The following is a 12,872-nucleotide window of genomic DNA, read 5'->3' as shown; positions in this document are numbered from 1 at the left end:
CGACAGACCCGGGCGCGACGCCCGGGGTTCAATCGCCGAGGGCGAGGTCGTCCGTCACACCGCCCCGGCGTAGCAACTGCTTGCAGCGATTGGACAGGTGCAGCACCCGTACCCGCTTGCCGGCCTTGGCATAGCGTTCGTGCAGGGTGCGCAGCGCCGCGACCGCCGAGTAGTCGACGAAACTCAGGTGGCTGCAGTCCACCACCACCTTCGGCGGATCGCCAGCCGGGTCGAACTGGTTGAGGAAGGCGGCGGTGGAAGCGAAGAACAGGGTGCCGTGCACCTGATACCTCTTGCTGCCATCGGCCTCCAAATGGCTGTCGGCATAGAGCCGGCGGGCGTGCTGCCAGGCGAAGTTGAGCGCCGCCAGGACGATGCCGCAGAGCACGGCGGTGGCCAGGTCGGCGAACACCGTGATCACCGTGACCGCCACGATCATCAGCATGTCGCTGCGCGGTACCCGGTGCAGCACCCGCAGCGAAGCCCAGGCGAAGGTCTGCTGGGCGACCACGAACATGGTGCCCACCAGCGCCGCCAGCGGAATCCGCTCGATCAGCGGCGAGAGAAACAGCACGAAGAGCAGCATCAGCCCTCCGGCGACCACCCCGGACAGCCGGCCCCGCCCCCCGGAACTCAGGTTGATCATGGTCTGGCCGATCATGGCGCAGCCGCCCATGCCGCCGAACAGTCCGGAAGCGAGGTTGGCCGCACCCAGGGCCACGCACTCGCGGTTGGGATAGCCGCGGCTCTCGGTGATCTCGTCGGTGAGATTCAGCGTCAGCAGGGTCTCCAGCAGGCCGACCAGGGCCATCAGCACCGCATAGGGCAGGATGATCTGCAGGGTGTCGAGGGTCCAGGGGATGTCCGGCAAGGCCAGTTGCGGCAGGCCACCGGCGATATGGGCCATGTCGCCCAGGGTGCGGGTCGGCAGATCGAGGCCATACACGGCCAGGCCCACGCCGAGGATGGCGGCCAGGGCCGGCGGCACCGCGCGGGTCAGGCGTGGCAGCAGCCAGATGATGGCCATGGTCGCCGCGGTGAGGCCGAGCATCAGGTACAGCGGCGCGCCGCTCAGCCAGGCACCGCCCTGCTTGAAGTGTTCCAGCTGGGCCAGCGCGATGACGATGGCCAGGCCGTTGACGAAGCCCAGCATCACCGGGTGCGGCACCATGCGGATCAGCTTGCCCAGGCGCAGCAGGCCGAAGGCGATCATCAGCAGGCCGCCGAGTGCCACCGTGGCCAGCAGGTACTGCACGCCGTGCTGGACCACCAGGGCGACGATGACCACCGCCATGGAGCCGGCGGCGCCGGAGACCATGCCCGGGCGACCGCCGAACAGGGCGGTGAGGGTACAGATGAAGAAGGCGCCATAGAGCCCCATCAGCGGATTGAGATGGGCGACCAGGGCGAAGGCGATGCACTCGGGCACCAGAGCGAAGGACGTGGTGAGACCGGCCAGGATGTCGGCGCGGGTGGAGACTCTTTTCATGGCGTATCCAGAACGGGTGACGACGCGGCGGTGCGCGGTCACGCAAAACGATGGGGCAGGACGAGGGGCGCACGCCCCGAGGAAGGGTAGCGGGCGGCAGAGAGGCGTGTGGCTAGGCTATGGCGGCGTCGGCAGGCGATTGGACATGACGGGAAAGGTCCGAGGTATCGCGAGGAAAGTCGGTAAGCCTAGCATGACTTGCGGCTGCCGCCGAATCGGCGGGACTGATGGTCACGGTCGGAGTGGGCAGCAAGGAAGTGACCTGGTTCAAGGTTTTGCCGATTGCTGCCCACAACCGGCGAACGTCTCGGGGGCACGCGACTCGAAGGCGCGTTGCGCAGGTGGATGCGCGACATCCTTGCAGTGGTGCCTCGCCCCAGCCGGTCTGACCAGCCTGGAGCGCTTCGCCACTGGACCGTCGAGGCCTCACGCAGGAGTCAGCCACATGGAGCTCAATTATCGCAGGGACATCGATGGCCTTCGCGCCATCGCCGTGCTGCTCGTCGTCCTCAACCACGCCGGCTTCACCGCCTTCGGTGGAGGCTACATCGGGGTCGACGTCTTCTTCGTCATCTCCGGCTATCTGATCACCCGCAAGACCGCCCCGGACATCGCCCAGGGGCGCTTCAGCTTCGCCGACTTCTACCTGCGGCGGGTGCGCCGCCTGCTGCCGGCCTTCGTCGCCATGGCTTTGGTCACCAGCGTGGCGGCGGCCTTCATCCTGCTGCCGCGGGACCTGGCGGTGTACAGCAAGAGCTTGATGGCGGCCTTGTTGTCGATTGCCAACGTCTTCTTCTGGCGCGCCAGCAACGGCTACTTCTCGCCCACCGCCGACGAATTGCCGCTGCTGCACACCTGGTCGCTGGCGGTGGAGGAGCAGTACTACCTGTTCTGGCCGGTGCTGCTCCTGCTGGGCTATCGCTGGCTGGGCGTGCGCCGCTGCGGCCAGGCCGCGATCCTGCTGGCCGTCGCCGGCTTGGCGCTGTCGGAGTGGGCCGCCCGTGCCCAGCCCAATGCCGCCTACTACCTGCTGCACGCGCGAGCCTTCGAACTCCTGCTGGGCAGCCTGCTGGCCCTCTACTGGGAGCGCCTGCCGCGCCCCAGCGCCGGGCAGGCGAGTGCCCTGGGCGTGCTGGCCCTGGCGCTGATCCTGGTACCGGCCTTCAGCCTCGATCACCACAGCCTGTTCCCCGGCTTCAACGCCCTCTGGCCCTGCCTGGGCGCTGCCTTGCTGATCTGGACCGGCGAGAGCGGTCGCGGCCCGGCGCGCTGGCTGCTGGCGCAGCGGCCGCTGGTGTTCGTCGGCCTGATCTCCTATTCGCTCTATCTCTGGCACTGGCCGCTGATGGCCTTCGCCAACTACATGGAAGTGCCCAAGGATCTGGCCCTGCGCCTGGGCCTGGTGGCGGCCTCGCTGCTGCTGGGTACCCTGTCCTGGCGCTTCGTCGAGCAGCCCTTTCGCGGGCGGCTGCGCTGGTCGCCGCGCGTCACCTTCGCCGCCCTCTACGCGGCCCCTTTGCTGGTCGGCGCCCTGGCGGTCGGGCTGACCCTCAAGTTCCAGGGCTTCCCCCAGCGTTACGATGGCCCCACCGCCGCCATGGTCGAGGCCCTCGACAGCAGCTTCGTCACCGCGCGTGGCGGCTGCTTCATCGAGGAATTCGGCAACGTGGCGACCCAGTGGACGCCGGAGCGCTGCCGCCTGGGCGCTACCGATCGTCCTCGGCCGGACGTGCTGCTGGTGGGCGATTCCCACGCCGCCGCCAGTACCGGGATGCTCGATGTGCTGCTCAAGAACGCCGGCCTGCGCGGCTACGACATGACCCGCAGCGGCACCCTCTACCTGCCCGGGATCAACGGCCTCTACATCACCCGGCCGGGCAATCGCCTGGACCCCTCGATCCAGCTCACCGCCCCGGTGGTGACCCGGGCCATCCGCGAAGGCGGCTATCGCTACGTGGTGCTCGGCGGACGCTGGCCGATGTACCTGGAGGGCATGAGCGAGGCGGGGCTGTCCCAGTACAACGTATTGCGCAAGGAGGGTGATCAGGCGACGCCCGCCGAGCTGCTGCGCGAAGGCATGGAGAACGCCATCCGCATCATCACCGAAAGCGGTGCCACCCCGGTGATCCTCGCCGGCATCCCCGAGGTCGGCGCCGGGCGTGACACCTGCCAGGTGAAGAACCGCCTGTTCCATACCGCCAACGACTGCGCCGTCGACCTGGCCGAGGTGATGCGGCGCCAGGAACCCTTCACCCTGATCCTCGACGATCTCAAGCAGCGCTATCCGCAACTGGTGACCCTGGATCCCAAGGCGATCACCTGCGACGCCCAGCGCTGTCATTCCGCTCTGGACGGCACCCCGCTGTACCAGGATGGCAACCATCTGAACGTCGAGGGTTCGCGGCTGATCGGCGAGCGCCTGATCGAGCAGGGCGACAATCCGCTGCAGCCGGAGCAGGCGCCGCCAGCCGTGCCGGAGAAGGCCAACCGCCAGGCCGCCTCGGGTTGAGGGACGGAAGGACGGCTTCCATTGATCGGCGACAACTGCTTAGTGCTCGATAAGCTGGGCGGTTGGGTTACTCTTGCCTCAGGACCCGGCCATGTACCGGGTCCAGCCTGAACGAGGACAAGAACGTGGATATGAACCGTCGGCAATTCTTCAAGGTCGCGGGAGTCGGCCTTGCGGGATCCAGCCTGGCGGCGTTAGGCATGGCTCCCACAGCCGCCTTTGCCGACCAGGTGCGCCATTTCAAACTGGCGCACACCGTGGAAACCCGTAACACCTGTCCCTACTGCTCGGTCGGCTGCGGCCTGATCATGTACAGCATGGGCGACCGGGCCAAGAACGTGGCCCAGAACATCATTCACATCGAGGGCGACGCCGACCATCCGGTCAACCGCGGCACCCTCTGCCCGAAAGGCGCCGGCCTGCTGGATTTCATCCACAGCCCCAATCGCCTCAAGTACCCCGAAGTCCGCAAGCCCGGCAGCAACGAGTGGACCCGCATCAGCTGGGACGAGGCGCTCGGGCGCATCGCCACCCTGATGAAGGAAGACCGCGATGCCAACTTCATCGCCACCAACGACAAGGGCCAGACGGTCAATCGCTGGCTGACCACGGGCTTTCTGGCCGCCTCGGCGTCCTCCAATGAAACCGGTTATCTGACGCACAAGATCGCTCGGAGTCTGGGCCTGCTGGCCTTCGACAACCAAGCACGCGTCTGACACGGCCCGACGGTGGCAGGTCTTGCCCCGACGTTTGGCCGTGGTGCGATGACGAATCATTGGAGCGACATCAAGAACGCCAATCTCGTCCTCATCATGGGCGGCAATGCCGCTGAAGCCCATCCATGCGGCTTCAAATGGGTCACCGAGGCCAAGGCGCATAACAACGCCCGGCTGATCGTGGTCGATCCGCGGTTCACCCGTTCCGCCTCGGTGGCGGATTACTACGCGCCGATCCGCACCGGCAGTGACATCGCCTTCCTGGGCGGGTTGATCAATTACCTGATCACCCACGACAAGATCCAGCAGGAATACGTCCGCAACTACACCGACGCCAGCTTCCTGGTGAAGGACGGCTTCACCTTCGAGGATGGCCTGTACAACGGCTACGACGCCGAGAAGCGGACCTATACCGATAAGGTGAACTGGGGTTACCAGATCGGCGACGACGGCTTCGTCAAGGTGGATCCGACCCTGCAGGACCCGCGTTGCGTCTTCCAGCTGATGAAGCAGCACTACAGCCGCTACACCCTGGAGGTGGCCAGCCAGACCTGTGGCACGCCGCCCGAGGCGATCCAGAAGGTCTGGGCGGAAATCGCCGAGACCGCGGCGCCCGGCCGCACCATGACCATCCTCTATGCCCTGGGCTGGACCCAGCATTCCATCGGCGCCCAGATCATCCGTTGCGGCGCCATGGTGCAGTTGCTGCTGGGCAACATCGGCATGCCCGGTGGCGGGATGAACGCCCTACGCGGTCATTCCAACATCCAGGGCCTCACCGACCTGGGGCTGCTGTCGATCCAGTTGCCGGGCTACCTGACCATCGGCGGCGATGGTGAGCAGGACTACAACGCCTTCATCACCAAGCGCGCCAGCAAGCCACTGCGCCCGGGGCAACTGAGCTACTGGCAGAACTATGGCAAGTTCCACGTCAGCCTGATGAAGGCCTGGTACGGTGACAAGGCCACCAAGGACAACGACTGGTGCTACCACTGGTTGCCCAAGGTCGACGTCACCGGCGCTGGCTACGACGTGCTGCGCTACTTCGACATGATGGGCAAGGGCCAAGTCAACGGCTACGTCTGCCAGGGTTTCAACCCCATCGCCGCCTTCCCCAACAAGGCCAAGGTGCTGCGGGGGCTGTCCAAGCTCAAGTGGCTGGTGATCATGGACCCCCTGGCCACCGAGACCTCGGAATTCTGGCGCAACCACGGCGATCACAACGAGGTGAACACCGCCGAGATCCAGACCGAGGTGTTCCGCCTGCCCACCACCTGCTTCGCCGAGGAAGACGGTTCCCTGGTCAACTCCAGCCGCTGGCTGCAGTGGCACTTCAAGGGCGCCGAGGCACCTGGGGAAGGGCGTAGCGACATCGCCATCATGTCCGAGCTGTTCCTCAAACTGCGCGAAGCCTATGGCAAGGAGGGCGGGGCCTTCCCCGATCCCATCCTGGGGCTGTCCTGGCCCTACGCCAAGCCGGAGGAGCCTTCGCCGGAGGAGCTGGCCAAGGAGTTCAACGGCTACGCCGTCACCGATGTGCTGGATGCCAAGGGCGCGGTCTCGGCCAAGGCCGGTCAGCAACTCGCCGGTTTCGGTCAGCTGATGGACGACGGCAGCACGGCTTCGGGTTGCTGGATCTTCTGCGGGTCCTGGACCGAGCAGGGCAACCAGATGGCGCGGCGCGACAACAGCGATCCCTTCCACATGGGGCAGACCCTGGGCTGGGCCTGGTCGTGGCCGAACAACAGACGCATCCTCTACAACCGTGCCTCCTCGGATCTCCAGGGCAAGCCCTGGGACCCGAGCAAGAAGCTGGTGTGGTGGAACGACAAGGCGCAGAAGTGGGGCGGCACCGACGTGCCCGACTACAAGATCGACGCCAAGCCGGCCGACGGCATGAGTCCCTTCATCATGAATCCGGAAGGGGTGGCGCGCTTCTTCGCCCTGGACAAGATGGCCGAGGGACCCTTCCCGGAGCACTACGAGCCGTTCGAGACGCCCATCGGCGTCAACCCGCTGCACCCCAACAACCGCAAGGCCTTGAACAGCCCGGCGGCGCGGGTGCTCAAGGACGACTGGGCGGACTTCGGTGATCGCAAGGACTTCCCCTATGCGGCCACCACCTACCGCCTGACCGAGCACTTCCACTACTGGAGCAAGCACTGCCGCCTCAACGCCATCATCCAGCCCGAGCAGTTCGTCGAGATCGGCGAGGTACTGGCCAAGCAGAAGGGCATCGCCGCCGGTGATCTGGTGCGCGTTACCTCCAAGCGTGGCCACATCGTCTGCAAGGCGGTGGTGACCAAGCGCATTCGACCGCTGCAGGTCAACGGCGAGACGGTGCACCATGTCGGCATCCCCATCCACTGGGGCTTCTCCGGTGTGGCGCGCATGGGCTATCTGGCCAACACCCTGACCCCCTTCGTGGGTGACGGGAACACCCAGACGCCCGAGTTCAAGTCGTTCCTGGTCAACGTGGAGAAAGCGTGATGGCAAGCCAAGATATCTATGCCCGCTCCGCGACCACCACGGCCTATTCGTCGGTGCGCACCCAGGCGGAAGTGGCCAAGCTGATCGACGTGTCCAAGTGCATCGGCTGCAAGGCCTGCCAGGTCGCCTGCTCGGAATGGAACGAGTTACGCGACGAGGTGGGCCACAACCACGGCACCTACGACAATCCGGCGGACCTCACCGCGGATTCCTGGACCCTGATGAGGTTCACCGAATACGAGGACGAGGCCGGCAAGCTGGAGTGGCTGATCCGCAAGGACGGCTGCATGCACTGCGCCGAGCCGGGGTGCCTGAAGGCCTGTCCGAGTCCGGGGGCCATCGTCAAGTACGCCAATGGCATCGTCGACTTCAACCAGGATCATTGCATCGGTTGCGGCTACTGCATCGCCGGTTGCCCCTTCGACATCCCGCGGATCTCGAAGAAGGACAACAAGGCCTACAAGTGCTCGCTCTGTTCGGACCGGGTCGGGGTCGGTCTGGAGCCGGCCTGCGTGAAGACCTGCCCGACCGGCGCCATCACCTTCGGCACCAAGGACGCCATGAAGGAGCACGCCGCCGAGCGCATCGTCGATCTCAAGAATCGCGGCTACGAGAACGCCGGTCTGTACGACCCGGTTGGGGTAGGGGGCACCCACGTCATGTACGTGCTGCACCATGCCGACCAGCCGCAGCTGTACAACCACCTGCCCAAGGACCCGACCATCAGCCCCACCGTGGGCCTGTGGAAGGGCTTCACCAAACCCCTGGCGCTGCTGGCCATGGGCGCGGCGGTGCTGGCCGGCTTCTTCCACTACGTGCGTGTCGGCCCCAACCGGACCGATGACGACGACGAGGTAGTCGAGGCGCCGCCCCATCCCGAGGGCGATGCGCCTCGGGGCGAGGTCAAGCAGCTGAGTCCGTCCGTGCAGATCTTCGATCCGCACGACAAGCAGCCCTAGCAGGGGTACGCCCCCGGTTTGGCCGGGGGCGTCCTGGGAGATCGAGATGAAACCTGAAATCCAGCGTTACAACGCCAACGAGCGGACCAATCACTGGATCGTGGCGATCCTGTTCTTCATGGCCGGGCTGTCGGGGCTGGCGCTGTTCCACCCGGCGCTGTTCTGGCTGTCCAACCTGTTCGGCGGCGGCACCTGGACGCGCATCCTGCATCCCTTCATGGGCGTGGCGATGTTCGTCTTCTTCGCCTTCCTGGTGATCCGCTTCTGGCGGCACAACAAGATCGGCCGCGAAGACGCCCAGTGGCTCAAGCAGATCAACGATGTCCTGAACAACCGCGAGGAGAAGCTGCCCCCGATCGACAAGTACAACCCCGGGCAGAAGATCCTGTTCTGGGTGCTGCTGGCCTGCATGCTGGTGCTGCTGGTCAGCGGCGTGATCATCTGGCGGCAGTACTTCGCCCACCTGTTCCCCATCCCGGTGATCCGCCTGGGCGCCTTGGCTCACGCCTTCGCCGCCTTCGTGCTGGTGCTGTCGATCATCGTGCACATCTATGCGGGGATCTGGATCAAGGGTTCGGTAACCGCGATGATGACCGGCTGGGTGAGCCGCGCCTGGGCCAAGAAGCATCACTCGCTATGGTACGAGAAGGTCACCCGCGAGAAGAAGTGAGTCTTTTCGTTAGGCTTCCTACGCTCAACCCAACCTGCGGATCAGGTGTGCATGATTTCTCCCGCGCACCGATCTGACCCCCTCTCCCTCCGGGAGAGGGTTGGGGTGAGGGCAGCGGAGCCCAACATCCCCACCCGCCCGCTATCCTGAATCCTCTCTCTTCCACCGTTCTGCTAAGGAGCCCTGCCATGGCGGGCCAGATCCTCGAACCCGGCGAAATCGAAGCCGCGGCCGTCAACCCCGATTTCCTCCTGCTGCCCGGCGGCGAGCTGTTCGGCTATCGCGCCGACCGCCTGCGTCTCCTGGCCGCCGGCAATGCCCTCGGCGACTACCTGCTGCTGATGGCCGACCTCTGCGAGGCCCAGCAGCGGGTCTTCGATAGCCTCGCCCCTCTGCCGCTTGACGAGGCGCGCAGTGCCCAGAGCCTGGCCCACGGCCTGCCGCCGCTGGGTTACGACACCCTGGTCCGCGAAGGCGACTGGCTGCCCGCGCTGGATGCCCTGCTGGAGACTTTCAAGATCGAGCAGGCGCCGGTGCAGGCCGCCCTGGACGAGTTGCGCGCGGCCGATGCCGGCCAGCGCAAGGCCTGGGCCATCGCCCTGCTGGCGGGTAGCTACGAGCTGGTGCCGGCCGCCGTGGTGCCCTTCCTCGGCGCCGCGCTGCAGCTGGCCTGGACCCACTGGTTGCAACGCAGCGACTTCAGCACCCTGCGCGAACAGGGTAGCCAGACGTCCTGCCCCTGCTGCGGTGCACCGCCCATGGCCGGCGTCATCCATCACCTGGGCAAGGCCAATGGCCTGAGGTACCTCACCTGTTCGCTGTGCGCCTGCGAATGGCACTTCGTGCGGGTCAAGTGCAGCCACTGCGAGACCGGCAAGGGCCTGGGCTACTACTCCCTGGGTGCCGACGACGCCAATGCCCAGAAGGCTCCGTTGCGCGCCGAGACCTGCGCCCATTGCCAGACCTACCTCAAGCACCTCTATCGCGACCACGACGCCCGCAGCGAACCCCTGTCCGCCGATCTCGCCAGCCTGGCGCTGGACGTGCGCCTGGCGGAAGAGGGCTACCAGCGTCACGCGCCCAACCTGCTGTTCGCCCCGGGCTAGAGACGACCCATGACCGCCCAGGGGTAGGGCGGTCGCCTGGCAGAAGGCCTCTTCTTCTGTTTCCGCATGTAGCGGTCTTACCGTCCCTGCCAGTCTGGTTGCCCAAGCGCGGCACCGACTTCTTGAAGCCAAACCGCACGAACCTCGGCAAAGCGGTCGCCATCCTTCGTTATCGCGCAAAGGATGGCGTCGGTGCTGTTTGTCACTGCCAGGTCATGTTGCAGAGCCAGTCTATCGACGGGCACAAAACCTTCTATCACGCGGAGCGGTGAAGCCGTCTAGTATGGAATTTGCGCCGCTTCGTCGGTGTGCCCATCTGATGAGGGGATAACAATGATCGAAACGTCCGCTTTTTTGCCCGTGGTAGGGCTCCCATCGACGCCGGCCCGAGCCCGGCATCGATACCCGTCGAGCCAACAGGCCTAAGCCGCCGGAACCACGACTCAGCAGGCCGTGACGCCGTCGCGGCCGATCACCGGATGAACAAGACCCTGAGGTAGCCAAGAAGATGTCGACCGAATCCAAGTGCCCGTTCAATCACGCCGCCGGCGGTGGTACCACCAACAAGGATTGGTGGCCGAACCAGCTCAATCTCAATTTCCTGCACCAGCATTCGTCCCTGTCCGACCCCATGGGCGAGGAGTTCGACTACGCCAAGGAATTCAAGAGCCTTGACCTGGAAGCGGTGAAAGCCGACCTGCGCGCCGTGATGACCGATTCCCAGGACTGGTGGCCGGCCGACTTCGGCCACTACGGTCCGTTGTTCGTGCGCATGGCCTGGCACAGCGCCGGTACCTATCGCGTCGGTGACGGCCGCGGCGGCGCCGGGCAAGGTCAGCAGCGTTTCGCCCCCCTGAACAGCTGGCCGGATAACGTCAGTCTGGACAAGGCGCGCCGGCTGATCTGGCCGGTCAAGCAGAAGTACGGCCGCAAGATCTCCTGGGCCGATCTCATCGTCCTCACCGGCAACGTCGCCCTGGAATCCATGGGCTTCAAGACCTTCGGCTTCTCCGGCGGTCGCCAGGACGTCTGGGAACCGGACGATGCGGTGTTCTGGGGTTCGGAAACCGTCTGGCTGGGTGGTGATGTCCGCTACGGCGAGCACAAGCAGATGGAACAGCCCGGCGACGGCGTGCTGACCGCGCAACCCGAGCAGCATCCGGTCGAGCAGAGCCGCAACCTGGGTTCCAGCCGCGTGCTGGAGAATCCTCTGGCTGCGGTGCAGATGGGCTTGATCTACGTGAACCCGGAAGGCCCGAACGGTAATCCCGATCCGGTGGCCTCGGCCCACGACATCCGCGAAACCTTCGGCCGCATGGCCATGAACGACGAGGAAACCGTCGCCCTGATCGCGGGCGGTCACGCCTTCGGCAAGACCCATGGTGCCGGTCCGGCTACCAGCGTGGGCGCCGAGCCGGAAGCGGCCGACCTGGAACAGCAGGGCTTCGGCTGGCAGAACAGCTATGGCACCGGCAAGGGCGCCGACACCATCACCAGCGGCCTCGAAGTGACCTGGACCTCCACGCCGACCCGCTGGAGTAACGAATACTTCGAGAACATGTTCAAGTTCGAGTGGGAGCTGTTCAAGAGCCCGGCCGGTGCCCACCAGTGGCGGCCGAAGGACGGTGCCGGTGCGGGTGCCGTGCCCGATGCCCACGATCCGAGCAAGCGTCACCAGCCGACCATGCTCACCTCGGACCTGGCGCTGCGCTTCGATCCGGCCTACGAGAAGATCTCCCGGCGCTTCCTGGAGAACCCGGATCAACTGGCCGATGCCTTCGCCCGCGCCTGGTTCAAGCTGACCCACAGAGACATGGGCCCTCTGGCCCGCTACCTGGGCCCGGAAACCCCGGTCGAGGAACTGCTGTGGCAAGACCCGCTGCCCAAGGCCGCCGCTGCGCCCCTGGGCGAAGCTGACGTCAAGGTGCTCAAGGACAAACTGGCAGCCTCCGGCCTGAGTGTTTCCGAATTGGTGGGTACCGCCTGGGCGGCCGCTGCCAGCTTCCGCGGTTCCGACAAGCGGGGCGGGGCCAACGGTGGTCGCCTGCGCCTGGCGCCGCAGAAGGACTGGGAAGTCAACCAGCCGGCGCAACTGGCCAAGGTGCTGGGCGTGCTGGAAGGCATCCAGCGCGACTTCCAGGGCCAGGGCAAGCAGGTGTCCATCGCCGACCTGATCGTGCTGGCGGGTAGCGTCGGGGTGGAAAAGGCTGCCCAGGCGGCCGGCCACGCGATCACCGTGCCCTTCACCCCGGGCCGCGTGGACGCCTCCCAAGAGCAGACCGACGTTGAGTCCTTCAAGCATCTGGAGCCCTGGGCCGATGGCTTCCGCAACTACGTGGGCGGTCAGTTCAAGGTCAAGCCGGAGTTCCTGCTGGTGGACAAGGCCCATCTGCTGACCCTGACCGCGCCCGAGCTGACGGTGCTGCTCGGCGGCCTGCGCGTGCTGGACATCAACGTCGGCGGCGCCAAGCACGGCGTCTTCACCCAGCGGCCGCAGACCCTGACCAACGACTTCTTCGTCAACCTGCTGGACATGGGCACCGAGTGGAAGGCCACCGGTCCGGACAAGGCCACCTTCGAAGGCCGCGATCGCAAGACCGGCGCCCTGAAGTGGACCGGCACCCGGGTCGACCTGGTGTTCGGCTCCCACGCCCAGCTGCGGGCGCTGAGCGAGGTCTATGGCAGTGCCGATGCCCAGGAGAAGTTCGTCGAGGACTTCGTCAAGGTGTGGACCAAGGTGATGGAACTGGATCGTTTCGATCTGCGTTGATCGCCGCGCGGTGAATAAAACGCCTCCTTCGGGAGGCGTTTTTTTGGTCGCGCAGCTGCACCGCCATTCATCGGCGATCAATGGTGGTTCCTTTGAAAGCCCCATTCCAGAAGGGTTTGGGCCGCCGTGGTACGGCCTCCATCCAGCCTTAAGCAAACCCTAA

At 65.7% G+C, this 12,872-nt stretch carries 7 protein-coding genes; 6 read left to right on the top strand and 1 reads right to left on the bottom strand.

The window, feature by feature from the left end:
* Positions 1–28: 28 nt before the first annotated feature.
* Complete coding sequence (locus QZ471_RS06945; protein WP_295462110.1) at positions 29–1,489, bottom strand: SulP family inorganic anion transporter; 1,461 nt, start codon at positions 1,487–1,489, stop codon at positions 29–31.
* A 445-nt stretch (positions 1,490–1,934) separates the two neighbouring features.
* Between QZ471_RS06945 and QZ471_RS06940 the strand changes: the two genes are divergently transcribed.
* The 6 genes from QZ471_RS06940 to katG all read left to right on the top strand — a co-directional run bounded on the left by QZ471_RS06940 (position 1,935) and on the right by katG (position 12,709).
* Complete coding sequence (locus QZ471_RS06940; protein ID WP_295462108.1) at positions 1,935–3,998, top strand: acyltransferase family protein; 2,064 nt, start codon at positions 1,935–1,937, stop codon at positions 3,996–3,998.
* A gap of 125 nt (positions 3,999–4,123) precedes the next feature.
* On the top strand, positions 4,124–7,204 hold the full coding sequence (gene fdnG / locus QZ471_RS06935) for a formate dehydrogenase-N subunit alpha (protein ID WP_295462106.1): 3,081 nt from the start codon (positions 4,124–4,126) through the stop codon (positions 7,202–7,204).
* The gene (gene fdxH / locus QZ471_RS06930; protein ID WP_295462104.1) at positions 7,204–8,163 is read left to right on the top strand and encodes a formate dehydrogenase subunit beta; all 960 of its coding nucleotides are present in this window, start codon (positions 7,204–7,206) and stop codon (positions 8,161–8,163) included. The genes fdnG and fdxH overlap by 1 nt, the downstream gene beginning before the upstream one ends.
* 46 nt (positions 8,164–8,209) lie before the next feature.
* On the top strand, positions 8,210–8,833 hold the full coding sequence (locus QZ471_RS06925; RefSeq protein ID WP_295462102.1) for a formate dehydrogenase subunit gamma: 624 nt from the start codon (positions 8,210–8,212) through the stop codon (positions 8,831–8,833).
* A 188-nt stretch (positions 8,834–9,021) separates the two neighbouring features.
* Positions 9,022–9,939, top strand: coding sequence for a formate dehydrogenase accessory protein FdhE (fdhE, locus tag QZ471_RS06920; protein WP_295462100.1), 918 nt, complete (start codon positions 9,022–9,024; stop codon positions 9,937–9,939).
* Between the two features lie 508 nt (positions 9,940–10,447).
* The gene (katG, locus tag QZ471_RS06915) at positions 10,448–12,709 is read left to right on the top strand and encodes a catalase/peroxidase HPI (protein ID WP_295462098.1); all 2,262 of its coding nucleotides are present in this window, start codon (positions 10,448–10,450) and stop codon (positions 12,707–12,709) included.
* The last annotated feature ends 163 nt before the right edge of the window (positions 12,710–12,872 follow it).

Source organism: uncultured Pseudomonas sp., assembly GCF_913774235.1.
Classification (GTDB): domain Bacteria; phylum Pseudomonadota; class Gammaproteobacteria; order Pseudomonadales; family Pseudomonadaceae; genus Chryseomonas.
This window is presented reverse-complemented; position numbering and strand designations above follow the sequence as displayed.